The sequence below is a fragment of the Streptomyces sp. T12 genome (assembly GCF_028736035.1).
In the GTDB taxonomy this organism is placed as follows: Bacteria; Actinomycetota; Actinomycetes; order Streptomycetales; family Streptomycetaceae; genus Streptomyces.
Window position 1 is genome coordinate 10,133,072 of record NZ_CP117866.1, and the last position, 26,173, is coordinate 10,159,244.

At 71.3% G+C, this 26,173-nt stretch carries 32 protein-coding genes and 1 pseudogene; 13 read left to right on the forward strand and 20 right to left on the reverse strand.

Going from position 1 to position 26,173, the window contains the following annotated elements; translation table 11 throughout:
• Positions 1–212 precede the first annotated feature (212 nt).
• The 5 genes and pseudogenes from PBV52_RS45455 to PBV52_RS45475 form a co-directional block, all read right to left on the reverse strand.
• Positions 213–1,404: pseudogene (locus PBV52_RS45455) on the reverse strand (hypothetical protein).
• Positions 1,401–1,862 carry a hypothetical protein gene (locus tag PBV52_RS45460; RefSeq protein ID WP_274249966.1) on the reverse strand — a complete coding sequence of 154 codons (462 nt, stop codon included), beginning with the start codon at positions 1,860–1,862 and terminating at the stop codon, positions 1,401–1,403. The pseudogene PBV52_RS45455 and the gene PBV52_RS45460 overlap by 4 nt, the downstream one beginning before the upstream one ends.
• 13 nt (positions 1,863–1,875) lie before the next feature.
• Positions 1,876–3,042 carry a hypothetical protein gene (locus tag PBV52_RS45465; protein WP_274247377.1) on the reverse strand — a complete coding sequence of 389 codons (1,167 nt, stop codon included), beginning with the start codon at positions 3,040–3,042 and terminating at the stop codon, positions 1,876–1,878.
• Positions 3,042–3,902 (reverse strand): glycosyltransferase, encoded by an 861-nt coding sequence (locus tag PBV52_RS45470; RefSeq protein WP_306801474.1) that lies wholly within the window; start codon positions 3,900–3,902, stop codon positions 3,042–3,044. Before PBV52_RS45470 ends, PBV52_RS45465 begins: the two co-directional genes overlap by 1 nt.
• Before the next feature lie 41 nt (positions 3,903–3,943).
• Positions 3,944–4,081 carry a hypothetical protein gene (locus PBV52_RS45475; protein WP_274247379.1) on the reverse strand — a complete coding sequence of 46 codons (138 nt, stop codon included), beginning with the start codon at positions 4,079–4,081 and terminating at the stop codon, positions 3,944–3,946.
• A gap of 6 nt (positions 4,082–4,087) precedes the next feature.
• Between PBV52_RS45475 and PBV52_RS45480 the strand changes: the two genes are divergently transcribed.
• A complete protein-coding gene (locus tag PBV52_RS45480; RefSeq protein ID WP_274247381.1) occupies positions 4,088–4,381 on the forward strand; it encodes a hypothetical protein in 294 nt (97 codons plus the stop codon).
• An 11-nt stretch (positions 4,382–4,392) separates the two neighbouring features.
• Here PBV52_RS45480 and PBV52_RS45485 read toward each other — a convergent pair whose 3' ends face one another.
• The 15 genes from PBV52_RS45485 to PBV52_RS45555 all read right to left on the reverse strand — a co-directional run bounded on the left by PBV52_RS45485 (position 4,393) and on the right by PBV52_RS45555 (position 17,514).
• The gene (locus PBV52_RS45485) at positions 4,393–4,794 is read right to left on the reverse strand and encodes a hypothetical protein (protein WP_274247382.1); all 402 of its coding nucleotides are present in this window, start codon (positions 4,792–4,794) and stop codon (positions 4,393–4,395) included.
• A gap of 387 nt (positions 4,795–5,181) precedes the next feature.
• Positions 5,182–5,955: a hypothetical protein gene (locus PBV52_RS45490; protein WP_274247384.1), complete on the reverse strand. Its 774-nt coding sequence runs from the start codon at positions 5,953–5,955 to the stop codon at positions 5,182–5,184.
• 144 nt (positions 5,956–6,099) lie between these two features.
• Complete coding sequence (locus PBV52_RS45495; RefSeq protein ID WP_274247386.1) at positions 6,100–6,489, reverse strand: hypothetical protein; 390 nt, start codon at positions 6,487–6,489, stop codon at positions 6,100–6,102.
• A gap of 90 nt (positions 6,490–6,579) precedes the next feature.
• Complete coding sequence (locus tag PBV52_RS45500) at positions 6,580–7,125, reverse strand: hypothetical protein (protein WP_274247388.1); 546 nt, start codon at positions 7,123–7,125, stop codon at positions 6,580–6,582.
• A 155-nt stretch (positions 7,126–7,280) separates the two neighbouring features.
• A complete protein-coding gene (locus PBV52_RS45505) occupies positions 7,281–8,189 on the reverse strand; it encodes a hypothetical protein (protein WP_274247390.1) in 909 nt (302 codons plus the stop codon).
• A 280-nt stretch (positions 8,190–8,469) separates the two neighbouring features.
• Positions 8,470–9,045 carry a hypothetical protein gene (locus PBV52_RS45510; protein WP_274247392.1) on the reverse strand — a complete coding sequence of 192 codons (576 nt, stop codon included), beginning with the start codon at positions 9,043–9,045 and terminating at the stop codon, positions 8,470–8,472.
• Positions 9,046–9,059: 14 nt separating this feature from the next.
• Entirely contained in the window at positions 9,060–10,574 is a 1,515-nt protein-coding gene (locus PBV52_RS45515; RefSeq protein ID WP_274247394.1) for an ATP-binding protein, read from the reverse strand.
• A gap of 49 nt (positions 10,575–10,623) precedes the next feature.
• Positions 10,624–11,166: a hypothetical protein gene (locus PBV52_RS45520; RefSeq protein WP_274247396.1), complete on the reverse strand. Its 543-nt coding sequence runs from the start codon at positions 11,164–11,166 to the stop codon at positions 10,624–10,626.
• Positions 11,167–11,192: 26 nt separating this feature from the next.
• Positions 11,193–11,645 (reverse strand): DUF6238 family protein, encoded by a 453-nt coding sequence (locus tag PBV52_RS45525; protein WP_274247398.1) that lies wholly within the window; start codon positions 11,643–11,645, stop codon positions 11,193–11,195.
• A 29-nt stretch (positions 11,646–11,674) separates the two neighbouring features.
• Positions 11,675–12,259, reverse strand: a complete 585-nt coding sequence (locus tag PBV52_RS45530; RefSeq protein WP_274247399.1) for a hypothetical protein — start codon at positions 12,257–12,259, stop codon at positions 11,675–11,677.
• Positions 12,260–12,282: 23 nt separating this feature from the next.
• Positions 12,283–13,755: an SCO6880 family protein gene (locus PBV52_RS45535; RefSeq protein WP_274247401.1), complete on the reverse strand. Its 1,473-nt coding sequence runs from the start codon at positions 13,753–13,755 to the stop codon at positions 12,283–12,285.
• An 81-nt stretch (positions 13,756–13,836) separates the two neighbouring features.
• Positions 13,837–15,210 carry an ATP-binding protein gene (locus PBV52_RS45540; protein WP_274247403.1) on the reverse strand — a complete coding sequence of 458 codons (1,374 nt, stop codon included), beginning with the start codon at positions 15,208–15,210 and terminating at the stop codon, positions 13,837–13,839.
• Between the two features lie 36 nt (positions 15,211–15,246).
• Positions 15,247–15,939, reverse strand: coding sequence for a hypothetical protein (locus tag PBV52_RS45545; protein WP_274247405.1), 693 nt, complete (start codon positions 15,937–15,939; stop codon positions 15,247–15,249).
• Complete coding sequence (locus PBV52_RS45550) at positions 15,939–16,253, reverse strand: DUF6112 family protein (RefSeq protein ID WP_274247408.1); 315 nt, start codon at positions 16,251–16,253, stop codon at positions 15,939–15,941. Before PBV52_RS45550 ends, PBV52_RS45545 begins: the two co-directional genes overlap by 1 nt.
• A 136-nt stretch (positions 16,254–16,389) precedes the next feature.
• Complete coding sequence (locus tag PBV52_RS45555; RefSeq protein WP_274247410.1) at positions 16,390–17,514, reverse strand: C40 family peptidase; 1,125 nt, start codon at positions 17,512–17,514, stop codon at positions 16,390–16,392.
• Between the two features lie 518 nt (positions 17,515–18,032).
• Here PBV52_RS45555 and PBV52_RS45560 point away from each other — a divergent pair.
• The 12 genes from PBV52_RS45560 (at position 18,033) to PBV52_RS45615 (ending at position 26,158) form a co-directional block, all read left to right on the forward strand.
• A complete protein-coding gene (locus PBV52_RS45560) occupies positions 18,033–18,788 on the forward strand; it encodes a site-specific DNA-methyltransferase (protein ID WP_274247411.1) in 756 nt (251 codons plus the stop codon).
• Positions 18,789–19,045: 257 nt separating this feature from the next.
• The gene (locus PBV52_RS45565; RefSeq protein WP_274249968.1) at positions 19,046–19,603 is read left to right on the forward strand and encodes a DUF4913 domain-containing protein; all 558 of its coding nucleotides are present in this window, start codon (positions 19,046–19,048) and stop codon (positions 19,601–19,603) included.
• On the forward strand, positions 19,600–20,085 hold the full coding sequence (locus PBV52_RS45570; RefSeq protein ID WP_274247412.1) for a hypothetical protein: 486 nt from the start codon (positions 19,600–19,602) through the stop codon (positions 20,083–20,085). Before PBV52_RS45565 ends, PBV52_RS45570 begins: the two co-directional genes overlap by 4 nt.
• A gap of 18 nt (positions 20,086–20,103) precedes the next feature.
• A complete protein-coding gene (locus tag PBV52_RS45575) occupies positions 20,104–20,802 on the forward strand; it encodes a hypothetical protein (protein ID WP_274247415.1) in 699 nt (232 codons plus the stop codon).
• A gap of 17 nt (positions 20,803–20,819) precedes the next feature.
• Positions 20,820–21,569 carry a hypothetical protein gene (locus PBV52_RS45580; protein ID WP_274247418.1) on the forward strand — a complete coding sequence of 250 codons (750 nt, stop codon included), beginning with the start codon at positions 20,820–20,822 and terminating at the stop codon, positions 21,567–21,569.
• Between the two features lie 151 nt (positions 21,570–21,720).
• Complete coding sequence (locus tag PBV52_RS45585; protein WP_274247420.1) at positions 21,721–22,074, forward strand: SH3 domain-containing protein; 354 nt, start codon at positions 21,721–21,723, stop codon at positions 22,072–22,074.
• A 106-nt stretch (positions 22,075–22,180) separates the two neighbouring features.
• Entirely contained in the window at positions 22,181–22,663 is a 483-nt protein-coding gene (locus PBV52_RS45590; RefSeq protein ID WP_274247421.1) for a hypothetical protein, read from the forward strand.
• Positions 22,660–23,103 (forward strand): hypothetical protein, encoded by a 444-nt coding sequence (locus PBV52_RS45595; RefSeq protein WP_274247423.1) that lies wholly within the window; start codon positions 22,660–22,662, stop codon positions 23,101–23,103. The genes PBV52_RS45590 and PBV52_RS45595 overlap by 4 nt, the downstream gene beginning before the upstream one ends.
• A gap of 9 nt (positions 23,104–23,112) precedes the next feature.
• Positions 23,113–23,526, forward strand: coding sequence for a hypothetical protein (locus tag PBV52_RS45600; RefSeq protein WP_274247424.1), 414 nt, complete (start codon positions 23,113–23,115; stop codon positions 23,524–23,526).
• A gap of 42 nt (positions 23,527–23,568) precedes the next feature.
• Entirely contained in the window at positions 23,569–24,411 is an 843-nt protein-coding gene (locus tag PBV52_RS45605; RefSeq protein ID WP_274247427.1) for a helix-turn-helix domain-containing protein, read from the forward strand.
• A complete protein-coding gene (locus tag PBV52_RS45610) occupies positions 24,408–24,926 on the forward strand; it encodes a regulator (protein ID WP_274247429.1) in 519 nt (172 codons plus the stop codon). The genes PBV52_RS45605 and PBV52_RS45610 overlap by 4 nt, the downstream gene beginning before the upstream one ends.
• Positions 24,927–24,970: 44 nt before the next feature.
• On the forward strand, positions 24,971–26,158 hold the full coding sequence (locus tag PBV52_RS45615; RefSeq protein ID WP_373921978.1) for an MFS transporter: 1,188 nt from the start codon (positions 24,971–24,973) through the stop codon (positions 26,156–26,158).
• The last annotated feature ends 15 nt before the right edge of the window (positions 26,159–26,173 follow it).

Genomic DNA, 26,173 nt, shown 5'->3' on the forward strand with positions numbered 1-26,173 from the left:
GCGCCTTGATCAGTGCCGCGGGCGGCGATGCCGGCCACGCTGCAGCTGTCCGGTGGGGGCAGAGACATCGGCGCACGGCGAGAGCGGCGCGAGCGAAGTCCTCGCCGGCGGCGGGGAGCGCAGCGCTGGCTAGAGGCTGCTCGGCGAGGCGTCCAGCGAGAGGGGTGCTGGCGGACTGCTCGACGCCGATCGGCATGATCAGCCACGGTGGCTTAGCGGTGGCGGGCGGTCGTGCGGGCGCGGGGCGGTGGCGTGGGTGGTGTGGTGTCCACGGCGGGGCGCGGGCGTACGCGCAGTACGGGGGTGCGGTGCGGCGGCAGGACGGCGACGGTCGCACCGAGGTCCTCGGCCGCCTCTTCGACTTCGCGCGTGAGGAACTCGATTTGCCGGCCCAGCGCTGAGAGTCGGGCGGCGATTTGGCGGCCCTGCACGGTTTCCAGGGCGCCTGCGAACTGGCCGCTCGTTTCCAGAAGTTCCTGGAGGCGGACCATCGGGCCAGCGTCGTATCCGCGCTGGACGGCGGCAAGGAGCGCTTCGGAGGCGTCTCCCGCGGCCCGGCCCTCGACGACGTCGCGGATGAGTTCCTGCAGCGACACCTCCGGGACCGGCGCGGGGCGGTTGAACCGGGAGACGTCCGTGCGCAGTACGCCGGGCGGGACCGGGACGGGCAGCGCCTTTCCCGCCTCGTATTCGTGGGCGTAGTGCCCGATCACCTGCCAGCCCGGTGCGTCCGGGTCGCCTCGCAGCGCGATCAGCGTCGAGTCGTCGTCCTCGACCAGGTGGGCGAGGGTGATCGGCTGCCCGTCGGCGGCGTACCACGACTCGGTGAGCATGAGTTCGCCTCGCTGCTGCGCGGCATGGGCCATCTCGGTCCACATCTGCTGTTCTTCGTCGGTCAGCGGTGCCTTGTGATGGTGTTGTTTGTTCTGGTCGGCGAGGTCGCTGGCGATGAAGCTGTGATCTGCCCAGGCGGTGAGGTGCGGCCACAGGGCCGAGTGCTGAGCGCGTTCGGCCGGGGAGCCGGGGGCGGCCGGCCCGGTCGAGCGCCCGGCGGATCTCGGTGGCGGAGGCGGCCAGGCCGTCCAGCACGGCCCGCCACCCGGCGAGGTGCCGGGCGGGTGGCAGCTCGTCGAGCGCACGACGGGCAGCTTCGAGGAGAGCATCGGCGTGCGGGGCGAGGTGCGTCGCGTACGCCTCCACCGCCGCCTTGTCGCGGTGGGCTCGTGCCGCTGCCGCGGCGCCTGCGTGGACGGTGCGGCCGTAGCGGTCGCGCGTCAGGTCGAGCGCGGTTTCGCTCTCGCGGTCGATGACCGCCATCCGCAGCCGGAAGTCGCGGGCAGTGTTGGCGAGTTCGGGCGCCACTGGCAGGGGGCCATCGGGAGCCGGATTGCTCGCGGGCGTCATCGGGACCGTCCACTGCCCGCGGCCGTCAGGTGGACGGTCGGTGCGTAGGCGGGCTTAGGCGGGATCGGCCGCGTGGCCGGCGGGGAGGTGGTGGGCGCTGTGGCGCGCTGCGTGGTTCGGCCGGCGGCGGCCTGGGCGAGACGGCTGCGGCGTTCCTGGAGTCCGTTGGAGCGGACCGGGCGGGGTGGGCCGGCGGAAAGGGCCGGGTCGAGGTGCATGTCGGCCTGCACGGTGTAGCCCTGGCGGCGCAGATCGTGCACGGCCTGGCGGGTGCGGCGGGGACCGTCGCGCTCGGGCTCGCTGAGCCGGTACAGCCCAGCGTGACCGGGGACGGGCTCGAACTGTTCGCGGGTGAGGAACCATTTGGCCAGGTGCGGGGTGACGGCGGCCGTGGGGGCGGCGACGAAGCCGTGCTCGGGGTGGCCGGCGAAGTGGAAGTGGGCGGACAGGGGGCGGATCCTTTCTGCTGGGTCAGCGGCGCGCTGCGGCAGTCCGAGGCGCGCAGGGCGGCGTGGGGCGGGCGGTGAGCAGGCGCGGGCTCGGCGCCGACAGCGCCATCGGGCCGCCGGGGACAGCGGCACGGGCTTGGCGCTCGAACACCTCGCCGTCGGCGAGCCAGGTCTCGATCGCGGGCAGGGCGGCGAGACCGAATCGGCTGCGGGCCTGTTTCCACCCGTCGACCGAGAACAGGACGCCACTCAACTCTCTGTCCTCGTCCCGTACTTCCTGGCTGCCGGCGAGTGCCGTGCGCAGACGTTGCAGGGCGGTGGCGTCCTTTGGCCAGGGGCTGCGGGCGGGGCGGCACCGGCTGAGCAGCGCGGGGGCGTGTTCGAGGACGTCGCGGAAGTGGAGCCAGGCGTGGTCGGCGAACGCGCGCTCCATCTCGGGCAGCATCCGGGAGTCGCGGAGCGGCGCGCCGTCGCTGTCATGGTGGGACTCCTTGATGGTCTGAAGGGTTTCGTGCTCCGGCCGGATGCGCTGCAGCGCGGTCAGGACCGTGTCGAGGCGGCGGTTGTGCAGGCAGCGGCTGTACTCGGGCAGGAACGTGGTGGCGACGGCGTGTGCGGCGAGGTCCGGTTCGGCGGGCAGCACGATGCTGCGCGGTGCGTTCGGTTCCTCCCAGTTGTCGTCGTATCCCTCGGTGGCAAACGCGCCCAGCAGGTATCCGCTGCTGTGCCCGGGGCGTTCGATCAGCAGCAGTTCCGTGCCCGCCGTGTTCTTGAGGACGACCGCGCTGGGAACGTGGTCGTGGAGCAGCGCCTCCAGGAGGTCTCCGCTGTCCCACAGCGGGCCGATGAGGTCCTCCTGCACCAGCGGGTGGTAGTAGAGCTCCAACTGCGCGCTCCAGGCGCCGGGCAGCCGGGCGGCGAGGTCCTCGCCGAAGTCGGCGAGGTAAGGCCGGGGGCTGGTGGTGATGGTCGCGCCGTGCTCGTGGGCGCGGTGCACCAGGGCGCTGGCCGTCTGGCGGGTGGCCGGCCCGTCGGTCAGTGGCGCGGCGAATGCGCCGCCGGGGATCCGGTGGAATCCGGCTTCTTCCAGGGCGCGTGCGGCCCGGCGGTGCTCCTCGCCGTAGGGGATGGCGACCAGAGCGCCTGCGCGGCTGGTGCTGAGGATGATCTGGGCGGTGCCGGAGGCCATCAGACCGCCAACTCCAGCCGGTCGGTGCGCGCATGGTTCAGCGCGGCGCGCAGTGCACGGCCGTGGCGGAACGCGAACTCGCGGGAGGGGCCCTCCAGTTCGCGGTACGCGGCGCCGCCGGCGGTCATCTGGGCGGGGTGCTTGCGGTAGTAGTAGACGACGTGCGGCAGTAGCTCGCCCGGTGCGAGGTTGGTGACGCCGTTGACCATAACGAAGTCCTCGCCCTGGGGCAGTCCCCCGTGCCCGCCGGCGGCCACGACGAGTTCGGTGCGGGCCAAGAGCATGGTCTGGCCGAGCGGGATCTGTGCCTCGGGGCTGGCCCAGTACTCGGTCACGTCACCAGGCTGGTGGACGCCGGGCGGTGTGGGGCAGCGCCAGATCGTGGTGGTGCCGTCCGGGTGCAGGTCCGCGCTCCAGCCCGCGACCCAGCCCAGATCGGTTTCGGTGATCCGCTGGTGGCGGATGGCGAGGCTGTCGGCCGGCAGGAGATCGTCGTCGTCGCTGTAGCAGACGAAGGGAGTGCGGACGCCGCTGAGCCCGAGGTTGCGGGCGGCAGCGGCGCCGACCGGGCGCGGGAGTTCCACCACGCGGAAGCGTGGATCGGTGGCGAGCGGTTGAGGCAGGAGCGTGCGGGGCGCGCCGTCGAGGACGAGGACGGCCTCCCACGGCACGGTCTGCCGGGTGAGGCTGGCGTGTAGTTCGGCGAGGTAGCCCAGGCGTTCGGGCCGCAGCTGGGTGGCGATGACGACCGTGATGTCGGGGCGGCAATGCGGGGACAGAGGGTCTCCAGAGGCGAGTAGGGGCCAGATCAGCGACGGGCGGGCGGACGGGCTGCCGCCGTGGCGGGTGTGGCAGGGCACGACGGATCCGATGTCTTGAGCGCGTAGCGGGATGAGGGCGGTCAGCGCGTTCGGCCGCTGGGTGGCGGCGCTGCAGGTGAGCCGGGCGGGGTGTGGGCGGTGGCGTAGTAGTCGGCCACGGCTTCCTGCCAGCTCTGGCGCTGCGGGACGGCGAGGTCCCGCATCCGGTCGGCCGCCACGTGTAGTTGTTCGCCGAGCCGACGCAGCGTGATCTCGGCGGTGCGCAGGTCGTGGTGGAGGTCGTAGCCGTCCTGGCGCTCGGAGGACTTGGCCGTCTTGCCCGCTGTTTCGAAGAAGTCTGCGAGATGTTCGAGCGCGCCCGAGGCCGGGTCCAGGACCTCGTCGAGGAGCTGGGCGGCGTCCTCGTACGAGTGGGCCGCGTTCAGCCGGTCGGTGAGGCCGCGTACAGCCCGGGCTGCGGCCTTCTGGGCAGCGGGGCCGTCGGGCCGGGCGGGCGGGTGAGTTTCCGCAGCCGGTGATGATGTGTCGGTCAGCGCCGTGGCCTTCCCTGATCGGGCTGTTGCCTGGGCGGTGGAGCCGGGGACGCGGGCTGGGGTGGCGGTGCCTGCTGGGGGAACGTGTTGAGGTCGGGGGCTGGGTCGTAGTGGGCGCGCAGGGTTTGCAGGTCGGCGTCGGCGGCCATGGCCAGGGCAGTCTTGATCCGGCTGGCGGCGTCCCTCAGCAGCAGGGGCGGGGAGCCGGGGGCGGCTCCCCGGTTCTGCCGACGCCATTGCGCGGCGGCGGCCAGGTAGCCGACGACCGAGTTGAGGACGGGTTCGGCTGCGTCGAGCAGGGCGTTGGTGACCGCGCTGAACTCGGCCGGCGTCTTTGCCGCGGCCAGAGCCGTCAGGTACGGATCCAGATCCGGCACCGGCAACGGCTCAGTGGGCAACGGGTGTTGAGTACGGAAGGCTTCGGCGTCGCGGGTGGCCCAGCGGTACAGGTCGTGGGTGGTGGCGGAGCGTGTATGGAAGGCGCGGATCTGTTCGGCGGTCCGGCCGACGTTGTCGGAGAGCTCAAAGTCGGGGTGTTGCAGTGGGGCCTCCAGTCAGGCGATGGGGCTTGGGATTGCCCCGAAGCAGTAGCTGTCAGGGACGTGGCGTCGCGTGGGTGTGCTGGTGTTCCGAGTCATGCGGGGGAGGGCTGGAGCGCGCATGTCGGCGAGGAGGGGCTGGACGTCGCGGTGTGTTTTCCGGCGACGTCCGGTGGCGTTGACGGCTTCGAAGGCCGCGCGGTGCAGTGCGAGGGCAACTGCTTCAACCGTTGCAGCATGGGCTGTTCAGCGGGTTCGGGCACGTGGACTTTGGGATGTCGCGATTGCGGGAGCGCCTGCCTGCGTGGAGGGAGGTCTGTGCGATCTCGCGGGTGCCGGTTGACCGGGCAGTGCGCGTGACCGGGACTCTCCGCGCGGACGTGGGGTCCTCGGCGGTGCGTCGGGAGTGCCGACGGGCTGGGTGCCGCCGATGAGAGAGGGGCGGCCGTCGAGTTCGTTGAGCCAGCTCAGGAGCCTGGGCAGGTTCTTGTCGGGCCCGTACACCAAGTAGGTGCCGTCGGCGCTGTCGCAGCCGAACCACTCCGCTATCCCCAGACGGAGGCGGGAGTTGACGCGGCCCATGTGCACGCCCTTGCCGCGAGCTTTCGCCTCCCGGGCCAGCCGCTCCGCGACCGGCCCCAGCTTCCACTCGGTCGATCCGGCCAGGAACAGGACGTCGAAGGCGTCCCACGGCAACAGACCGGGTGCATCGCAGCCGTCCTGCGCCGCGTAGGCCGCGGGTACGCCCAGTTTGCGGATCCGGGCCAGCCACGGCAGGGATTCGGTGAGAGTGCCGGCGGCGTCGAACGGCTGGTCCGGGGCGAGCGCCCACAGACAGCGATCCGGCCCGTACCGCTCGACGGTCCGGCTCAGCCACGCGAACCACGCCTCGGCGCCGGGCCAGTAGCGGCCTTTTCCGTCGCTGCCGAACTTCGAGTTGTCGCACGCGTACAGGGCGCCGTCGGGGATGCGGCTGCCTTGTGCGGGCGTGGTCATGCAGCCGAGGCGTCCGGCGCTCATCGCGGCCCGTATGTCAGGCCCCGAGGGAGTGCCGAGATACAGCACCGGGCACCTCCCCGGCAGGCGGATGACGAGTTCGGCCGGAAAGAGGGACGGCTCGGTGCTCGGCGGAGGAAGGGCGTCTTCGTCCTGTGCGGGCTGGGGTCACCGGCTGCGTGGACGGGTCTGGCGGGGGCGTAGGACGGCCGGATCGCCGACCTGTCTGGCTGCGTGTGGAGTGATGTGCGGGGCGGTGGAGAGGTCTTCGAGCCCGAAGCCGGGCAGGGCGCGGCCGTCCTGGGTGAAGTGGATCTCTACGTACTGCGCGTGCAGGTCGTCCTCGGGATCGGTGCGCCGGAAGACGCAGAGGGTCTCCCGCCAGGTGCCATCGTGGCGGTGGCAGGTGCTGGTGATGTGCAGAGACCAGGGGTCTTCGGGCGCGGGGCAGTCTTCGCCACGAGGGTGGTCCGGCAGTTGGGTGTGGGCGAGCAGGGCTTCGAAGAAGGCCAGGTCGTGGGGTGTGAGCGTGTGGTGCTCAACGTAGGAGAAGGACATGGGCCGTTGGATCGATTCGTCGGTCGGTGGGGGCGTGAGGCTTCGTGCTCCTGACGCTGCTTCTGTGCGTGCGGGTGTCTGTGGGGCGGGTCAGCGTGAGGAGCGGCGTGCGGGCGCGGCCGGTGGGGCAGGTGCCGCCGCGGGGCCGCTCGCGGCCGGTGGAGGGCGGGTGTCTGCGGCGGCCCGTAGGTGCTTCGCGGCGCGGGCGAGGTGGAGGCGGCTGTCGCCGAGGCGGTCCACGAGCTGGTGGTGCTCGGTGGTGATGGCCCGGGTGCGGGCGGGGCCGGGGGCCTGGTCAGCGAGGTCGGCGAGCTGGCCGAGGTGGTAAATGGCGGCACCGAGCGCGGAGAGCGCAAGCCCGGTGGGGGCGGCGGCGGACGCGAGGGCGAGGGTCGTTCGGCGCACCGTAGCCGTGGGCCGGGCGGGGGAGCGGGCGGTGGCCCGGTACCGGAAGGCGCTCTCGCCAGCCAGGAATCCCAGCAGGCGAGCCAGGTGGCGGACTTCGTCGTCGAGGATCTCGCTCAGTGCTGGATCCGGGTGGATCTGGTCAGGGAGTGGGAGCTGGTCGGCGACAGAGTTCAGCCGGTCGGCCACGTCGTGCAGCAGCATCCGCTGGTCGGGATCGGACAGCGGCACCTCCTTTCGGCGAGGGTGAACTGATCGGCGTAGGCAGGGTGGCGGTGGTACTCGCTCGTCCAGGCGCCGGGCAGACGGACGGCCAGGGCGGCGGCGAAGGCGGACAGGTCGCTTCGGGGCGAAGTCATGTCCTCGGAGGAGACAGTGGTCCCGCGTCAGCGCCTGTGCCGTGGCGGTGCCGGCGGCAGGGCTCGCGAGGGAGGGGACGGCGGACGGGCCGGGGCGGACGGGAGCCGCGGTGTCGGCAGAGGCGGGGTCAGTGCCCGCATCCGGTCCTCGGCCACGTGCAGGACCTCTGCGAGGTTGCGGATCTCGGCGGCGGCGTCGGCGAGGTCGTAGGACAGGTCGAAGCCGTCGTCCTCCTCGGCTTCCTTGGCCTTCTCCCCGGCGGCTTCGAAGAACTCGCCGAGCCGTTCGAGCAGGCCGTTGACCGGATCCAGGACCTGGTGCAGCAGGGCAGCGGCGTCCGCGTGCGACTCGGCTCCGTTGAGCCGGTCGGTCAGAGCGAGCATCGCCTTGCCGCAGACGTAGACGGAGGCGCGGTCTGCTGTATCGGGGACGTCCGGGGCCCGTCCGGCGGCGTCGGCCTGTTGCGCGTGCGGGATTCCCGTGGGGGAGACGGGATGTGGCAGCAGCCCGAGTTGGGCAAGGCGATGGTCGATCGCCTCGATCAGGGGCGTGGCGTTGCCGCCGTGGCGGGCTTCGGGCCGCTGGGGGGCACGGGGGTCGGCGGAGGGAGCCGAGTCGTAGACGACCTCGAACAGAGATGGGTCGTCGGGGTCCTCACGGGTCGCGATCCAGCCCTCCGGGTTTCCCGGCGGGCGGTCGGAGGCGGGCTCCTGCGGCGGGCCGATGATCAGGAAGCTGTCGTCGGGGAGCGATACGCGCACGATGTAGGAGCTGAGGCCGTACTCGATGTCGCACTCCAGCCCGCGCTCGCGCAGGGGCGTGGTGATGTGCGCGTGGCGGCCCCACAGCTCCTGCCACCATGGAGTGTTCACGTTGCGGTGGTCGGGAAGCGCCGCGCGGCGAGCCTGTGGGGTGCTCTCTTTGTCAGCGCCCACGGCTCCTCCTGCGGGAGGCCGGAGTGCGGTGCGGCGGAGGCGTCCGGCGAGTCCGGGCGGATTCTGGCTTCGGAACCGGACTGACATCGAGTTCGTACTCGTCGTAGCTGGCGATCAGGTCGTGTTCCAGCTGTGCTTCGCGCTCGGCGACCTGGGCCATGACGTCGTCGTGCTCGGCTTGGCACTGCTGGTACTCGGCCCAGTCGGCGTCGCTGAAATGGGCGGGGCGGTTCAGGGGACTCCTTGCGGTGGGATGCCGACGCGGGTGCTTCGGCGTGGGTTAGCGGTGGCGTGTGCTTGGCCTGGGCGGTGCAGGCGCCGGGCTCTGCCGTTGGGAAGGCGTCGGGAAGAAGCGGCGGAAGTCGAGGTGTGCGGTGAGTTCCTTGGCCGCGTCACGGAGCGATTCCGAGGTGCGCCGCAGGTAGGCGCGGGCTGTCGCGTGGTCGATGACCATGCGGTTCTCCGGGTACGTCCGGTCGGTCGGGCCGAAGGAGCGGGAGAGGGATAGGGATAGGGCGGTCTCCGCGGTCTCGGTGAAGTGTGGTGCGGCGTGGCTCGACAGGGTGGCCGCTGTCGCGAGGTGAGCGAGTACGGCGCTGCCGGCCCGGTTCGTGCTGTGAGGGCTCCGGGCGAAGTCGGCAGCCAGCCGGAGGACGTCGCGGGAGAGGTCCTGCGCATCGGCGGCGTGCTGGAGCAGCTCCGCGTAGGAGGGCGCGGCCGGCACGTGTCCGCTCTGGTCCAGCAGCTCCCACTGCTCGGCGGCGTCGAGGAGTTTGGCCGTCATGACGTCGAGCGCGTCGATCAGGCGGAGGGTGTCGTCGCGAGGTATCACTTCGCGCTGGACATCGGGATTCATGAGCCTCTTGTGTTTCAGTGCATGCGGGCGTCGGTGTCGAAGAGCGCCAGCTCGCGCGGGTGGAGGAGGTGCTGGACGATGAAAGATCGTCCAGCGACCTTCCACAGCCCGCGCCCGCGGTTGAGGTGGGAGATCGCGTCGGTCTCCACCGAGGTCAGGCCGAGCAGGGCGGCTGCGGCGTGGAGTTGGTCGGTCTCCTGGCGGTAGATGATGCGGGTGGAGCAGTCGGCGAGCAGACCTTCGGCCAGGGCGCGTCCGCGGGATCCGGCGTCGCCCGCGGTGAGCAGGTCGGACAGCCGATGGATCACCATCAGGTTGGCGATGCCCAGGCCGCGGCTCAGCTTCCACTGGGACTGCATGCGCTGCAGGAGGCCGGGGTGGCGCATCAGGCGCCAGGCTTCGTCGTAGACGATCCAGCGCCTTCCGCCGTTCGGGTCGGATAGCGCGGATTCCATCCACGCCGAGGCGCAGGTCATGGCGAGGACGAGGGCGGTGTCGTCGCCGGATCCGCCCAGGCGGGACAGGTCGATGGTCAGCATCGGCGAGGTGGGGTCGAAGGCCACCGTGCTGGGGGCGTCGAACATGCCAGCGAGGTCGCCGTGGACCAGCCTGCGCATGGCGTGGGCGAGATCGCGGGAGGCGTCGCCGAGGCGGCCGGACATGATGCCGCCGACCGTGTCGAGTTCGTCGGAGTTGTTGAGAGTGGCGGCGATGTCGCCGAGCAGCGGGGTGCGTCCGGTCGCGGCGGCGCGGGTGACGACGGCGTCCAGGGCGACGTCGAGGCCAGTGTGCTCCATGGGCAGCAGGTCCCGCCCGAGCACGGTGCGGGCCAGCGAGCCGAGCAGCAGCAGGCGGCGCTTGCGGATCTCGCCCGCCCAGTCAGCTTCCGGGACGGAGGCCGGGCGCGGGGCAGCGTCCAGCGGGTTCAGCTTCCCGGGCAGGCCCGGCCCGAGCGCGATCGAGGTGCCGCCCAGCGCCTGCGCCACGGGCGTCCATTCACCCTTCGGGTCACACGGCACGTAGACCCGGTATCCGAAGGCGATCGACCGCAGCGCGAAGGACTTGGCCAACGCGCTCTTGCCCTGCCCGATCACGCCCGCGAGGAGGACGTTCGGATTGGTGAAGCCCTCGACCCTGCCGTACAGCGCGAACGGATCGAAACAGAAGGACGCCTCCGCGTGGACGTCGCGGCCGACGTAGATGCCCTCGGCGCCGAGACCGCCTTCGGCGAGAAACGGGTACGCCCCGCTCGCGGTGGCGGTGGTCATGCGGTGGGCGGGCAGCTTGAGCCTGTTGTGGCGGGCGGACGCGGGGCCGGGTCGCCCCGCGGGCGGGAAGAGCGGCGGCGGCATCTCCTCCTCCTGCCCGCCGACGCCAGGGATGGGGACGGCGGCTTCTGCGCGGGCCTTCGCGGTGGCCTCGGCTAGCTGTCGACGGGCGGCTTTGCGGAAGGCGCGGTCGGTACCGTGTGGGGTGAACAGGGGGCTGGCGCTGGCGCGGCGGGCTCGGCGCGCGGGCCGGTGACTCATGAACGGGCGGCTTTCACGAAGGCGGGCGGTCTGGACGCGGCGCGGAGGGTCAGACGACCGGCGAGGCAGTGAACAGGATCGGCTTGAGGTAGCCCTTGCCGTCGCCGGACCAGTCCAGCTGGATGTAGCCGTCGGCGAGGTAGCGGCTGCCGGATCCCGCCTTGTGCTTGAGGGTTCCTGTCGAGTAGGAGCCGTTGCCGTGCATGCTGCTGTGTTCGAGCGCGTACTCAAGTCCGTTGTAGGCGGCGGACTTCACGACCGGGTCCGTGCCGCGGACGCTGCGCTTGGTCTGGAGCTGGAACTTGGCGTTGTTGAAGGTGTAGGTGTTGCGGTTCTTGGCCGTGTAGGGGCCGTCCCAGTACACGGTGGCATTGGTGTAGATGTAGCCGCCGGACCTCATGGCGCAGAGCGTCACCTCAAGATCCCAGTTGTCGGAGTCGGGACCGGTGTAGGACGGGTCGTCGACGGAGTCGCTGCTGGTCTTGCACTGGTAGCCGGCGGCGGTTGCCGGGGCGGCGGTGGCCAGGGCGGTGGTGCCGGCGAGCGCGGCGAGTATGAGGGCGGTGGCGGTGGAGCGCTTCAGCTTGCGCATGCGGAGGGCCTTTCGGTGGTCGGGGGTTAGCGGCTGCAGGTGGTGGTGTGGCCGTGCAGCGGGGTGTTGAGGTCGCTGGGGGTGGTCTTGCGGCGGACGACGTGACCTGCGGCGAGGTGGCGCTGGCAGATGGTCAGAACCGGTGGTCCCTCCGGCAGCCGCTCGGGATGGCAGCCCGTGTCCGCCAAGGGCTCGTCTGCGACGGGCAGGAGGTGGAAGGCGTCGTGCACGGCGGCGGCGGACTGCCACAGCCGGGTGTGCGCGGTGGCCAGGTGCCGTCCGGCGGCGGGGTGCGGGGGCCGGGTGGCCTCGGCGAGCTGGTCGAGCAGCTGGTGGGCGGCGGTGAGGTGGGCGTGCAGCGTGTCCAGGTGCAGACGGTCGGCCGGAGCGCCGGAGGCGGTGTGGGCGCGGGTGTGGTGGCGCAGGCCGGCGGTGGAGGCGCGCAGGTAGGGGTGAGCGTCGGGGTGGGGTGTGTTCAAGAGGGTCCTTGCGCCGCGAAACGGCGAGGTCAGCGGGTGCGGGGCCTGGAGGAAGAGGCGGGGGTGGTCGGCCGGATCCCGGTGCCGGTCGGCCGGTTGGTGGCAGCCGGGACGGCGGGCGGCTGCTCGGGACGCAGGTCGGCGTACTCCCCGGGGGCGCGCAGACCGGGGTGGCTCTGCTCAGGCAGGAACAGTAGATCCGGGCCCGTGATCGCCGGGCTGTCGGAGGCGTTCGCCTCGCGCCACTGCCGGAAGCCGGGAAGGGTCTCGATGACCCGGCGGGCCTCGTCCAGGCCGGTGGCGTGGACGGCGAAGCTCGTGGGCCGTTCGCCGTCGTGGCGCTCGCGTCCGGCGAAGGTGAGGGTGAAGGTCTGGAGTGCGGGCGGGCCGACAAGCCGAATGAGCTGGGCGACGACCGTATCGAGGTGGTCGCTGGCCTCGATCGCGGTGGTGGTGCGGGCCTCGTCGTAGTCGACGTAGGCGTCGTCTCGTACGGAGCCGTCTTCGTCGCGGTAGGGCTCCAGGGTTGCTTGGTGGCGGGCGGCGAGGTCCTGGCAGGAGGCGAGCAGGGCGTGCAGTTCCTGGATGAGGTGGGTGTGGTCGGTGAGGGGCATCGGCAATCGCGGCGGGAGGGGAGTTAAAGGGCCGTGCGGGCGAGGGGCAGGGCGGCGAGGGTGAAGGCGTCGGGCTGCTGGTAATAGAGCCTTCTGAGGTCGACCTGGGCGGTGACGGCGGCAGTCTCGATCTGCGCGCACGCGGCATCGAGCAGGGTGTCGGTCTCGGCGGACACGGTCAGCAGCCCGGTCAGCGCTACATCGGCGTGCCCGGCGATGAGCTGGCGTTCGCGGGCTTTGACGTCGGCGTATTCGACGGAGTCGGCTTCGGCGTCGACCTGCCCGCGGCGGGCGCGCTCGTTGGCGTCCGCGATGATCGCCGCCTTCTTGCGTTGCACGTCGCGCAGCGCGGACTCGAGCCCCTGCGGCACGTATATAAGGGAGAGGCTGCGCCGGACGCCGGCGGTGAACATCAGGCCGTGCAGGAAGCCCGCCGAGGTTTCGGTGCGGGGCCAGTCCTCGACCCAGTAGGTGGCGTGCCGCGCGGAGTCAGTGGCGAGCCGGTCGTACTCCTCGACCTGGACCACCGGCCCGGCGGCGGCAGGGTCGGCTTCGGCCCGACCGGTGTCGGACCACTGCTGCAGCGCGGACAGTGCGCCCGGGTCGTAGGCGGTGCGGATGACGGCGGCGATCTCGCGCGCGGTGAGCCAGCCTGTCACTGTCAGTCCGGCGCTGCGGGCGGCCTGGGCGATGGCGGCGGTGGTCTGCTGCATGACGGTGAAGGCGCCGGGCAGTCCGCCGCCGGCCTGGCTGATGAGGCGCTTGGCGGCCTTGAGGTCGAGGGAGATGGCCAGGTATGCCTCGTGCGGGGCGGCGGCGGGTCCTGCGGCGGCGACGAGTTCGCTGTAGACCTGTCCGGCGACCGGGGCTTCGGGGCGGCCATGGTGGGTCCAGTGGCGGGCGAGGGTGTCGCCGCTGTCGGGCACGGTGCGTTCCAGGACCTGCACGGTGGCGACGTGTCCGGTGCGGGCGATGCCCGCCAGGGCCCGCCCCCATCCGGCGACGTTGTGGTTCTGGGTGGCTGGGTCGAGGAGTGCGAAGGCGCGTGAGGAGACGCGGGCGACGGCGGTCAGGGTCTGAGCGTGCGGGTCGTGGACGGCGGCGGCGCCGTTGGCGGAGTCGCCGGGGGTGACGACGCGCAGGGAGGCGGCGGTGCCGGGCAGGTGCAGGATGCCGTCCTGGCGGGGACGGGTGACCGGCCGGGCGAGCCACAGGGTCTGGCCGGTGCGGCGGCGGTGCGCGTAGCGGGTGACGATCGGCGCCCAGTCGATCAGCGAGCGGCCGTTCCGGCGGACGGCGACCAGGGCGGCGACCGCGGCCCACAGCGGGGTCAGGGCGAGGGCGCCGAGCAGCCCGGTGGATACCACGGTGACCAGCAGCAGCGCCAACGCGCTGGAGACGAGGACGAGTTGGGGCAGGGAGAGGCCGAGGAGGATGCCGCGGCGGGACCGGTGGGGGAACTTCACCGTGCCCGGGGCGACGGAGAGATCATTCAAGGGGCGGGTCCTGGTGGCGCGGGTGGATCCCGGGGGCAGGAGGTGGCGTGCACGTCCCGCCCGCGGGTGTCGGGCAGGGGATCAGAGGCCGGTCGGAGGTGGCGGCGGTGAGGCCGGCCCGCTGGACGTGGCGTTCTGTGAGCCGGGGGACGGCGGTGCGCCCTGCGGCGGCGGGGTCGTGGTCGGCGGGATGGACTGCCATCCGCTGGCCTGGCCGGAGGCGGCGTTCGCTCCGGATCCGCCAGGTCCCGGGCTGCCGCCCATCTGGCCGTTGGTGTTGTCGGACACGCTTGTCGGGGCGGGCTGGGCGGCCTTCTCCAGGCCGGACTTGATGGCATTGCCATCGGGCGATCCGCCTGTGCCGCCGCTCTGCGGGCCTTCCTTGCTTTCTCCGCCTGCGCCGGTCGGGTTGGCGGCGATGTCGCCGGGGAAACCGCCAGCGGCGTCGGGGCCCTGCGGTGCGGCGGCTGCTCCGGCTGCCGCGCCACCGGTTCCGGCGGTGGCCGCAGCGGCGGCGGCCTTGCGTGCGGCCTTTTCCGCGTGGGCCTTGGCGATCTGTGCTCCGGCGCCGCCCGCCCGGTGGATGGACTCGCCGTCGGTGCCGTCGGCTGCCCAGTGCACGAACTTGAAGACGGCGTACGGGCACAGCAGGACCAGGATCATGATCACGATGCCGGCCGTGACGTCGGCTAGAGCGGCGATGCCGTCCTTGGCCTCGGTTTTGCCCATGGCGGCGATGCCGAGGACGAAGATCACGGTCATCAAGAGCTTGCTGACGACGAGGGTGGCGGTGGCTTCGATCCAGCCCTTGCGCCAGCGTCGGGCGACCTCCCAGCCGCCGCCGGCGGCGGCGAAGATGGCCAGTGTGACCATGACGAGGATGCCGACCTTACGGACCATCATCACGCACCAGTAGAGGAACGCGCCGATGGCGGCGCCGAGCCCGGCGACGACCGCAACGAGCCAGCCCAGCCCGGACAGGCCCGGGATCTGGCTCACCTTCACGATGCGGCGCACCGCCGAGGCGATGTCCAGGTGCGCGGCTTTGAACAGGCCGTCGCTGACGGCGTCGACCACTTCGACGGCGACCGTGGTCAGGGCGATGGCGCAGAAGGCGAACAGGACGCCGCTCATGGTGCCGGTGAAGGCTTGCGCGAGGGCTTGTCCGTCGCGTCTGATGGCGGCCCGGACCAGTTGCGCGCAGAATGTGGCGACCAGCAGGACCAGGCCCAGTGGCAGCAGCATCTCGTAGTTGTCGACGAACCACGTCGCGTTGAGGTCCACCTTCGTGGTGGTGTTGACCGCCTCGGCGGCCAGATCGGCTGCTGCGGCTGCCAGTTCACCGGTGGACTTGGCCATCCAGTCACCGATGGCCTTGCCGGGGTCCGAGGCGAATTCCACCGCGTCACCGACGGCGCACAGCTGGTCTGCCAGGGGGAAGTCACAAAAACCCACGGGGAGTTACTCCTCCTTTCGTGTCTGCGGCGCGGGTCACTGCGTGACGTTCGGTGCGATGGCGGCCAGGGTGCAGTCGTGGTTCGGGCGGCATTGGACGGCGAGGGTCACGGCGCGCTCCTCGGCTCCGCCGCCCCCCTTTTTCCAGGCGATCTGCTGCTTGCCGTTGACGGTGACGACGTAGATGTATGCCTCGGTGATCGCGGACGGGTCGTCGGCCAGCGCCTGCTTGAACGCGGAGGGGTAGTGGCCCTCGGTGACGCCGGCGGTGGCGTGCTGGTCCTGGTCGGCCATCCGCGACCACAGCACCGGGTCGGGAACCTGGCCGGAGACGGATGCCCAGTCGGCGTATTTGGTCTGCTTGGTCATCCAGGCGCGCATGCCGGTGAGCTGCTGGTCGCGGGTGGTGTCGCGGGTGTCGTAGGACCACAGCATCTGTGCGGCTGCCTTGGCGTAGGCGACCGGTTCGGCGATCTGCGGGGGCTTGGGCACCGACCCTGACCCGGCCGTGGGCTTCGGGGCGGTCTCGGAGGAGGGCGGGCTGTCAGCGGGGGCGGGCGCGGCGGTGTCCGGGGCCTGGTGGCCGTTGCCGCTGCTGGTCAGCAGGGCGACGGTCCCGGCGATGGCGAGCAGGATGGCGACGACGCAGGTGACGAGCGCGATGCGCTGGTTGGCCGACCAGCCCGCGCCGTACGAGGACAGCGAGAGGTTCCGCAATCGCTTCTGCATCAGCGGACCTGCGAGCCGAGGGCGGAGAAGAAGGCGACGATGCCGTTCGCGGCGCCCAGACCGAGGGCGGCGCCCGCGGCGACGGTCGCGCCCTTCTTGCCGTTGGCCTCAGCCTGGTGGCCGCCGGTGTGGTGGCCCCAGGCCCATACGCCGAGTGAGACGGCGAGGGCGCCGACGACGGCGATGATCCCGAACAGGTTGATCGAGTTGACGACGTTCTTCAGCACGCTCAGTCCGGGCAGGCCGCCGCCCTTGGGTGAGATTCCTGGGTCGTAGGCGAGCTGGATGACGCGGTCTGCGAGAGGGAGGGACATAGGTGTGGCGGGGCTCCTTGCATACGCGGGCCAGGCGAGGGCCGGCGGGAAAGGGGGAAGCGGAGGGGGAGGTGCCCTCGGGGCGTGGAAGTGGCCGCGGCGGCGTCCCGTCTGGAGCGGCCGGGCGGGGGTGGCGTCAGAGGACGCGACGTGCGGCGAGAATCGTCCAGTCCTTGATCGGGGTGATCCGGACCGGCTTGGTGGTGCGTGGCGCCTCGATCACGAGGCCCTCGCCCACGTACATGCCGACGTGTTCGGGCCGGGCTGCGGTGCCGCGGCTGAAGATCAGGTCACCGGGCTTGAGTTGGGCGGGCGAGACCGTCTTGCCCTCGTTGATCTGCGTGTACGTGGTGCGGGTGAGGGTGACGCCGGCGTGTGCGTACGCCTGCTGCATCAGGCTGGAGCAGTCGCAGCGGTCCATGGGGTCTGGGCCGTGCGCGTTGGTGCAGGATCCGCCCCACTGGTAGAGCGTGCCGAGCTGGTGCATGGCCCACTTGATGGCCGTGCGTGCCTTCGGGTCGGCGTCCTTGGGGATCGTGTATCCCTTCGGGACGCTCCCCTCGGGGATGCGGCCGAAACCGGAACCGTCCTGGCCCGGCGCACAGCCGGTCGACGGCTGCCTGTCCTGGGCCGGATCCTTGCCGTCCGTGTCGTTGCCGCTGCTGGGGAAGGTCTTGGCGATGGCTTCCTGCAGTGCGGTGGCGAGGTTCTCCCACTGCGCGTATGCGTCCGGCAGGGCGGACTTCTGGACGGCTTGGGCGGCCTGGGTGACGGTCATCTGCTGCCAGCCGTTCACCTTGAGCAGGTGCTTGTAGAACTGCTCGGAGGCGTAGGCCGGGTCGCGGATCTGCTGGGCGCTGCCCCATCCCTGGGAGGGGCGCTGCTGGAACAGGCCGAGCGAGTCGCGGTCGCCGTAGTTGAGGTTGCGCAGCCGGCTCTCCTGCATCGCCGTGGCGAGCGCGATGATCTGTCCCTTCTTGGGGACGTCGAGGGAGAGGCCGGTGGCCACGATCGTCGATGCGTTGGGGACCTGCTCGTCGGGCAGGTCCAGGCCCTCGACACGGACGTCTTTGCCGGACGCGCCGTCGAGGATTCTGGTGACCTGCTCGGCGACCTTGTCCGTGTCGATGTCGGTCAGACAGCCGCTGAGGGAGCCATTGGTCTGCACGGCGTCGGCGGAGGAGGCCAGCATCATGCCGGTGCCGCCGATCAGGAGCGGGGAGAGGAAGACGACGCCGATGGCGGCGGCGAGCCACTTCAACCGGAGTCGACCGCTCGCCGGTCAGAGTTTTCGGGCAGGGGTGGGTGGCGAGACGTCATGAGCGTGTCCTTCGGGGTTGCGGTGTCCGGCGTGCCGCGTGCGCGAGGCGTGGTGGAAGGGCGCGGCGGCCGGGGTGGGCATGAGGGTGCTGGCCGGCGTGGGCGAGTTGCCGCTCGTTCCACGTGGCTGGGCCGGGAGCTAGGTGTGCCGCGGCAAGGGGGAAACCTCCGGGAGGTGTGGCGGGGGAGTGGCCAGCGGCGGTGTGCGCCGGGCGGTTCAAAAACAGTAGGCGCGAATTGGCCGTTGACCAAAAAGTCGGCGTGATGTGCCGGAATCCGGCACATCAGCAAGGCACTTCTTGGTCGTCGGCCAATTCGCCTCTACAGTTTCTGGACTCCCCCTCGCCCTCCTCGGTCTGCGGCCCTGGGCTTTCGCATGCCCACATTCCAGCCCGCGAGGACTCCTATGCGAGCGGAGTAGTTCCCACCGTGCTTCCACACCCGAATCGGGGTTCCTCTTTGCCTTTTTCCCTGCACCAGGGCGACGCTCTCAGCGTCCTCGCCGGCCTGCCGGACGACAGCGTCGACTCCGTCATCACCGACCCGCCGTACAACAGCGGGGGCCGGACCGCGAAGGAGCGCACCACCCGCTCCGCGAAGCAGAAGTACACCTCCGCCGATGCCAAGAACGACCTCGCCGACTTCACCGGCGAGAACATGGACCAGCGGTCCTACTCGTTCTGGCTGACGCAGATCATGACCGAAGCCCACCGCCTCACCCGTACCGGCGGTACCGCGCTGCTGTTCACCGACTGGCGCCAGCTGCCCACCACCACGGACGCGATCCAAGCGGCCGGATGGCTGTGGCGCGGGGTCCTCGCCTGGCACAAGCCCCAGGCCAGGCCCCAGAAAGGCCGGTTCACCCAGAACTGCGAGTTCATCGTCTGGGCATCCAAGGGAGCGATCGACGGCTCGCGGAACCCCGTCTACCTGCCGGGCCTCTACAGCGCTTCGCAGCCCTCGGGGGCCAAGCGTCAGCACATCACGCAGAAGCCCGTCGAGGTGATGCGCGAGCTGGTCAAGATCAGCCCCGAGGGCGGCACTGTGCTCGACTTCTGCGCCGGCTCCGGCTCCACGGGCGTCGCCGCCCTGCTGGAAGGCCGCGACTTCATCGGCGTGGAGAAGACCGAGCACTACGCGTCGATCGCGGCTGACCGGCTCACCGAGACGATCCGGCAGACCCTCACGCAGGACGACGTGGTTCTCACCGTCTGAGCCGCAACCGCGTCCCCCGCTACGGGAATCGGCGCCCCATCTCAAGCCCATCGGCGGCATCCCGCCGGAGCGTGCGTGTGTAACCCGCCGGCCGGTTTTGTGCTTCGCCGCTTCCGCTTTCCTGCCATTCCGCGTCTCGTAGGAGGCCGTACTCTTTCATGCCCGAATCCATAGAACCCGCGGACGGCGGGGAGTTGGAGCCGGTTCGCATCCCGGATCCGCAGCTGGAGGGAATCGAGGCGAGCGTCCGACGGCTCATGGAGCAGTCGGCGCAACAGGCCCAGCAACTCGATCATCTCGCGTCCGACCCGGCGCCGGGCGGAGCGTCGTTCGCCGCGTTCGGAATGCCGGGGCTCGGCGGCCCGCCTCCCGCCACTCCGCCGGAGCCCCGCCCCATCCTGGAACTGGACGGAGAGGAACGCGAGGACGAACTCGACGCGCTCAGCGACTGGGTCGATGACTTCCTCCTCCCGGTGTACGGGGCCGAGGTCACCACCGCGGCGCCCTGGTGCCTTAAGTGGCAGGAGCACGACGACGTCGTGGCCTGGCTCCACGCCCTGTGGCTCGCCTACCAGCAGCACAAGGAGCCAGAGGCCGGCTTGAGCGGCCTGTTCGTGTGGCACCGGGACTTCCTCACCCACGCCGTCGCGGCGATCCGCGCGCCGGGCGGTCCCCTGTCGGCCTGCATGACGTCCCCCGAGCGTCCGGCGCACCGGCTCCTGCCCGGCCCGCCCCCCTCAGCACGTACGGACAAGGAGACGCAGGGCATGGCAGAGGACGCCGGGCCCGCCGAGCCGGACGAGCCGACGCCATGACTGCGGGACAGGGACAGCCCGCCTTCGGGCTGAGCTTCCACCCGTTTGTGCTGACTGATCTCCTCCAGGCACCCAGCGATATCCGCGATCTCGCCCTCGCTGACCTGCAGAAAGTCGTGAACGCCCAGAGCTTCGGGCTACGCCTCGACGGTGACCTGGAGGGCTACCGCAAGTTGGTCGTGGATGCACGCAAGGAGTGGCGCGTCGTCTACTGCGTCCGCCCGGCGCCCGCGGAGTCCGCGCACTCGAAGGAGATCCACGTGGTTGCGGTCCGGCCGCGCGCGGGCAACGACGTCTACGACGAGGTCGGCCGCCGCCTGGGGATGACGCGCCGGCCGCTGAGCGCCCGCACCCACGCGGCACGCTCCCGCTCCCCGCAGCTGACCACCCGAGGGTCTGCACCCCGGCCCGGTCCCCCGCCCACCGCGCTACCGGGTCTGCCCCGTCCCGCGCATAACCCCGCGCACCATTACACCCGCTGAACGCACGGAGCCTCGCCTATGCCCCCTGCACCCGCGCCGACACCAACCCGGCGCGCGGTCTCCCCGCTCGACCACCGCCTCGAAGCCGTTACCGGCCACGACATCGACACCCTGTGGGCCTACCGCGACCGCGGAATCCTCGACGAGCCACACGCCCACCTGGTGGACCAGCACCGTGAGTTGGCCGACACCCAGATCGGCGTCACCTTCTACCTCGCACTCCTCAACCGCCTCAGCAGCGGCGAGTTCGACGTCGACGACGCCCTGTTCACGCGTATCGACCGCACCGTGGACCAGTTGGAGGAGGCCACCAACGCGCGGGATGCCGCCGCCCGGAAGGTACTCGCCGCCCTGGAACCCATCGAGGCTGCCACGGCGGCCTCGGCGCCCGACACGAAGCCGCTCTCGACGGACGACCAGGCGGCGCTGCTCGCCATCGCCGGCGGAGCCAAGCTCTACGAACACCTGCTGACCGGCCGCATGTCCGTCACCGCCGCCTCCGGCACCCGCATCCCGCGCGCCGAGCTGCAGCGGCTGGAGGACGCCGACCTGGTCGTCCGGGATACCAGCCACCCCGTGCACGCCGGTCAGCCGGTCTCGCTCACCGACGCCGGACGCGCCGCGCTGTTCGCCGCCCGACGGACGCCCACGCCCCAGGCGGCGAAGCTCACAGCTCGCCCCGGCACATCGCCGTCCACCCCAGCACAGCGACGCTGAACTCCACCGAAAGGCCCTTGTTGTCCCCCACCGAACCGGCGCCGGCCCGGAAGCCCATCCCTCAAGTCGACTTCGAGCTGGATGACTTCGACGCCGACGAAGAGGTCTACCTCGACTTCTACCACCAGGTCGCCGTCAACGAGGACATGCTCGTCCCCCTCGCCGAACACCACACCGCCGACGGCGTGCACAGCTTCTACGTCCTGTTCGACCGCACCGCCACCTGGGGGCACCCCGGTATGCCGCAGGTACTCGCCGTACATCTGCAACGGGACCGCGAGAAGCAGACGTTCACCTTCGAACAGGCTCAGTTGCCGCTGCCCGCGATGGCACAGTCCTGGCTCATCCACCGTGGCTGCCCGCACGAGTCCATCGGCCTCGATCCCGAGCTGGGCCCACCGCCGGGAGACGAAGCGACCCGTGCGCTGGAACAACGCCTCGCGGGCGACGGCGACCACTACGCCATGGGCTACTCCTACACCCAGGACGACCCCGACGACATGGTCACCGTCGTGGCCCTGCGCGCCCTGGCCGAGCGAGCCCCCTCGCCGTTCCGCGTCATCGTCGAGGAGGTCGACACCGACGCCTGGACCCATACCCTGCGCGAGGGCGGCTTCGCCACGGTCGGCGAGGCCCTGCAGTGGTGCAACGACCGGCTTGCCGGCGAGGCCGGCCCTCTCCCGCCGGTCCGCCCAGCAGCCGCAGCCAGCCGCCCGGCCGGCGTCCCGAAAGCCCCAGCTCCGCGCCCGCACGGGCGCTCCCGCTGAGCGCCTCGGGCGACGAGCGCGGCGAAACATAGCCGACGATCGCCGGTTAGCCAAACCGGCGTTTCTCCGGACTCTTAATACCGCCGCCGGGACAACTTCCCGCGGCGCAATTCCACGCAATCCCCTATGCCTTCACGGAGGTTTCTTCCGCATGCGCTCTACCCGAATTGCCATATCAGCGGCGATGCTCGGCGCACTCGCACTCCCGGTCCTGTCCACCGCGCCCGCGAGTGCGGCCCCCGTCGCTGCCACCCTGACGCCCACGAGCATTGGTACGCCCTGCCCGACGACCCCGTTGCCGTACAAGGTCCACACGTCGGCTGTGACGATCCGGTCCAAGGCCACGACGAAGTCCACGGCGGTCGGCGTGCTCTACAAGAGCCACAAGTTCACCGTGCACAAGAAGAGCGGCAACTGGCTCTACATCACCGACCGGACCACGGGCGTCAAGGGATGGGTGTCCGGGACGTACGTCTACCGCGACACCCGCATGTGCCTGGACTGACAGGCACACAGAAAAGGGGCCCGTCAGCGACTGAGCCGCCTGGTCCGGCTGCCCCTTCACCTTCTTCCTCTGAGGCATCGGCCTTTCCCGAAAAGGAGTTTCCGCTTTGTCTGACGGCATACCTGATGACGCTGAGGATGTCGTGGGCGTGCTCACCGAACGGATCGAAGCCCACTTCGGCATGGCCATGGACCAGTTGAAGGCCGCGGTCGCCGCCGCGCCGATGGCGAATCGTGACGCCACCGAAATTGTCAGGTGGCACGGCCTTCTCGTCGAGGCCCAGTCGGTGCTCGACGGTGCGGAGGACGACCTGCTCGCCGCGCTGGAGACACAGTCCAGCGAGGTCGACGACCCGACGATGGGCCTCGCCCTGCGCGTGAACGTGGCTGTCACCGCACGCGATGGCCGGGCCCTGGTCGTGCGGTGGCTCCTCGACCCGGACGCGCCGGGCAAGAAAGACCTCGCCGCCGAACGACTCGCCCGCCTACGCGCCCGAACGGGACCGGCGGTGCAGACTAGCGCTCCACACCGACCCGCGGGTGCACCCGTGCCGGCGTCGGCGTGGCGGGCGGGAAGGGCCGTCCGATGAGCCGGTTCAAGTCCAGCACGATGGACGGCGACCTGCAGGAGGTGTTCGGGACCCCGGTCCCCGAGCTGTACGAGGCGGCTGCCGGACCCGATGCCTCGCCCGCGCTCGCCCGTGCCCTGGAACTGCGCTCCTTCCTCGCGCTGACCGAGGAGCAGGTCGCCCGCGTCCGCGACCGCGTTCACGCGGACATGGACCCGGACCGCGACATGGGCGAGCTGTCGGCGGACAAGCTCCGCTTCGACGCGGAGTGGCTGGAGGCGGCTCTCGACGCCCGTGACGCCTACCGCGCTGCCCTCGGCGAGCTGCTGCGCACCATGCCGCCACCCGATCAGCGGGCCCGGCCGGTACGCACGACGCAGCTCAGGGCCACCGCCACCCTGCCCCCGTCCGCCGCCCCGGCACCCCAGCGTGCCGGGGCGGCCCGGGCCCGCCAACCGTGAAAGCCCCGCTTGCCCCACCTCACGTCCACCGAGATAGCCGGACGGATCGAGGACCTGTACGGCGCCCCGCTCGCCGACCTCACCTCCCACGCCCAGGACCAGCCGCCTGGCATGCTCGCCGCTCTGCTCGGCATGCACGACGCCCTCGCTCTCGCCGAGCGCAGCATCGACGTCCACCGCGAGCACCTCGCCCGGCTCACCCACCCCGAGCGGCAGATCGGCCGGCACGAGGTCTCCCATCTCCTCGACGGCGCTCGCCGGCTCGCCGAAGCAGTCGCAGTCCGCGACGTCCAGGCCAAGTCGGCCGCCGCCGTTCTGCAGAGCCTCGCCCCCGTCCCGGCCTCGGCACCGTCCCCGCCGACGCCCTCGCCGCCTGCACCGGCTCCGCCCCTTCCCGCCCCGAGCCCGGCGCACAGCCGCTGACCCGCAGGCGATCCCCCGTTCATTCACCCAGGAGTTCCTCCCTTGGCCATCACCGCTCTGCCTCCCGACACCGAACGCGACATCGCCCGGGTCTCCGAAGCCCTTGCCATGATCACCCCGCGCTGGAGTGTGAGGATCCTGCTGGCCCTCTCGGGCCCGCCGCTGCGCTACACCGAGCTGGCGGCCAAGGTGTCCTGGCTGCAGGCCGGCCAGCTCCACCCCAAGCTCAAGGCGCTGTGCGACGCCGGGCTCGTCGAACGCACCGAACACACCGCACGGCACGTCACCTACGGCCACACCGAGCGTGGCGTGGCCCTGCTGCCGGTCCTGCCAATGATCGTCACCTGGGCCGAGGAGCATCTGGAGACTGCGGACCGCCCGCTGCCCGCGATCGAGCAGATCGAGGACAGCCTCACCCTGCTCACCCGGCGGCACGCCGCCGCCATCCTGTGGGTGCTGAAGTCCCGTACGGAGGCCAGCGGGCGGGCCCTGGCCCGGATTGTGATGCCCAGCTGTGACTGGACCAACGTGTACCCGCCGCTGCGGCAGCTCGTCGCCGACGGCCTGGTCGACACCGAGGGCATCGGCCAGCCCTACCGGCTGTCCGCGGCGGGCGACGGTCTGGGCCCCACTCTCGCTGCCCTGTCCGCGTGGTCCGCAGGGCAGCCTCTGAACCAGGCGGCCCACCACCCGGTCTGGGGGAACCCGCAGGCTAAACCCGCGCCGAGGCCCTGGGTCAGCAGCCCGCCCCGGCCGGCACCCGCAGCGCACACGCCAGCCCGAGCCGGCAGGTTCTCCCCGGCGTGGCACAACCGCGATCTCTTCTCCCACGCCACCACCGCCCGCCCGAAGACGGCACTTCCGGCAGGAGGTCCGCGCCGATGACCCCCCTGTACACCCCTGCCGAAGCACGCAACGCGGTCGAGCTGCTGGCCTCGCGCTCCTTGATCCGCCTGGTCACCGAGATCGACGACAACGGGGCGATACCGGCGCGCCGACTGGCCGATAACCTCCCCGACCTCTCCGCGCACCAACTGCGCCACGCTACCGAGGCAGCCCGCAAACACGGGCTCGTCCGGGTCGCACCCGGATTCGGCCTGGAACTCACAGATGCTGGCGCGGAGTTGGCCGACCTGTACGACGTGATGGCTCGCTGGGCCCGACGCCACGCCTACCCGGCGCCGGTCTGCGAGTTCAGCAGCCGCATCCGATACGTCCTCGACCTGTTGGCAACTTCGGCCGCCACCGAGGGCGGCGACGGCCTCTCGCGGCCGTCCACCACGCGCCTGACCAGCGCCGAGGCCGGGGCGGACCTTGCCCGCCCCCGTACCCTGCTGATCCAGTGGCTGGCCGGCAACCCGCAGGTCACCGGGGTGTCCGAGTCCGAGCCGGTCGCGTGAGCGCTGCTGTCACGCCCCGGCACGCTTGTCATCCCGCCGGGCTGATGCGCAGCATCTACCTGCCGCGCACGGCGGACGCTCTCGCGTTCGCGATGTCCACGTACGGCATCCCGCTGCTGGTCCTGGCCACCACGCGCTCCGCCGCACTGACGGGCGCCGCGTTCGCGCTGGAATGGATCCCGCGGCTGGCGGCGTTCGGGTGGGCCGGATCGATCGTCGACCGGTGCGGGGCGTCGGCCGTCTTCTTCCGCGCCTCTCTGGGACGTGCGCTGGCCCTCGCCGCCGGCGCGGTCCTGCTCCACCTCCACCCGTCCGGCACCGTTGCGACCGCGACCGTGATGGTGCTCGCGGCGACGACCGGCGTGCTCACCGAGTTCAGCTACATCGCGGCCGAGACCGCGGGTGCCGCCGCTGGCCGCCGAGCAGGTACGCGGGCCCACCGCGTCCAGGCCGTCCTTCTCGGGATCGACCAGACCGCGACCATGACCGGTCCGGCGCTCGCCGGACTGCTGCTGCTCGCCGGCCCGTCGCAGATGCTGGCGGTGATCACCGTGCTCTCGCTTCTCGCCGCGCTGCTCGCGCTGCGCACGCCGCCCTCGACCGTCGCCGGGGCGCACGTGCCGAAGGACGCGAAGAGCGCCGGGCTGATCACCGGATGGCTGACCATCCGCTCCCTGCCCGCGCTCGGCTGGCTCGTGACGGGCCTTACCCTCTCCAACCTCGCCATCGGCCTCTTGCAGGCGGCTGGCCCGGTGATTGTGGTCGAGTACTTCGGGCAGTCCACCACTGCCGTCGGCCTGGTCTGGTCCGCCGCCGCGGCGGCCACCCTCTTGGCGGTCACCATCTGCCGGTTCGCGATCGACCGCCTGGGGCTATGGCCGGTCGGCGCCGCCTGCGCGGCCCTCGCCTCACTCGCCTGTCTCGCCGCCGCCCAGGCCCCCAACTACCTGTCCTACCTGGTCCTGGTCGCGGTCCTTATGGCGGCCGAAGGCGGCATGACGGTCGTCCTGCGCACATTGCGCTCCCGTTTGATCCCTCCGGAGCAGTTCGGCAGCACCCTGTCGGCGACCATCCTCATCCTCCTGTTGCCCTTTCCCGTCGCCGGCGTACTCACCGCGCTCACCCCGCCCGACGCCCTGGGCCACGTCATCGCCGCCTGTGCCGCCCTGCAGGCACTCGGCCTGTTCTGCGCCTTCCACCGCCTGCGCACCGATCCCGCCCTGCGCACCTGACCCAGTTGCACGCCC

Excerpts from the sequence above, each read along its gene's own strand:
- PBV52_RS45515 (WP_274247394.1), bottom strand. The coding sequence starts at position 10,574 with ATGAGTCACCGGCCCGCGCGCCGAGCCCGCCGCGCCAGCGCCAGCCCC.
- PBV52_RS45490 (WP_274247384.1), bottom strand. The coding sequence starts at position 5,955 with ATGAGCGCCGGACGCCTCGGCTGCATGACCACGCCCGCACAAGGCAGC.
- PBV52_RS45575 (WP_274247415.1), top strand. The coding sequence starts at position 20,104 with ATGCCCCCTGCACCCGCGCCGACACCAACCCGGCGCGCGGTCTCCCCG.
- PBV52_RS45495 (WP_274247386.1), bottom strand. The coding sequence starts at position 6,489 with ATGTCCTTCTCCTACGTTGAGCACCACACGCTCACACCCCACGACCTG.
- PBV52_RS45595 (WP_274247423.1), top strand. The coding sequence starts at position 22,660 with ATGAGCCGGTTCAAGTCCAGCACGATGGACGGCGACCTGCAGGAGGTG.
- PBV52_RS45570 (WP_274247412.1), top strand. The coding sequence starts at position 19,600 with ATGACTGCGGGACAGGGACAGCCCGCCTTCGGGCTGAGCTTCCACCCG.
- PBV52_RS45520 (WP_274247396.1), bottom strand. The coding sequence starts at position 11,166 with ATGCGCAAGCTGAAGCGCTCCACCGCCACCGCCCTCATACTCGCCGCG.
- PBV52_RS45585 (WP_274247420.1), top strand. The coding sequence starts at position 21,721 with ATGCGCTCTACCCGAATTGCCATATCAGCGGCGATGCTCGGCGCACTC.
- PBV52_RS45465 (WP_274247377.1), bottom strand. The coding sequence starts at position 3,042 with ATGGCCTCCGGCACCGCCCAGATCATCCTCAGCACCAGCCGCGCAGGC.
- PBV52_RS45615 (WP_373921978.1), top strand. The coding sequence starts at position 24,971 with ATGCGCAGCATCTACCTGCCGCGCACGGCGGACGCTCTCGCGTTCGCG.
- PBV52_RS45565 (WP_274249968.1), top strand. The coding sequence starts at position 19,046 with ATGGAGCAGTCGGCGCAACAGGCCCAGCAACTCGATCATCTCGCGTCC.
- PBV52_RS45610 (WP_274247429.1), top strand. The coding sequence starts at position 24,408 with ATGACCCCCCTGTACACCCCTGCCGAAGCACGCAACGCGGTCGAGCTG.
- PBV52_RS45545 (WP_274247405.1), bottom strand. The coding sequence starts at position 15,939 with ATGCAGAAGCGATTGCGGAACCTCTCGCTGTCCTCGTACGGCGCGGGC.
- PBV52_RS45510 (WP_274247392.1), bottom strand. The coding sequence starts at position 9,045 with ATGAATCCCGATGTCCAGCGCGAAGTGATACCTCGCGACGACACCCTC.
- PBV52_RS45550 (WP_274247408.1), bottom strand. The coding sequence starts at position 16,253 with ATGTCCCTCCCTCTCGCAGACCGCGTCATCCAGCTCGCCTACGACCCA.
- PBV52_RS45530 (WP_274247399.1), bottom strand. The coding sequence starts at position 12,259 with ATGCCCCTCACCGACCACACCCACCTCATCCAGGAACTGCACGCCCTG.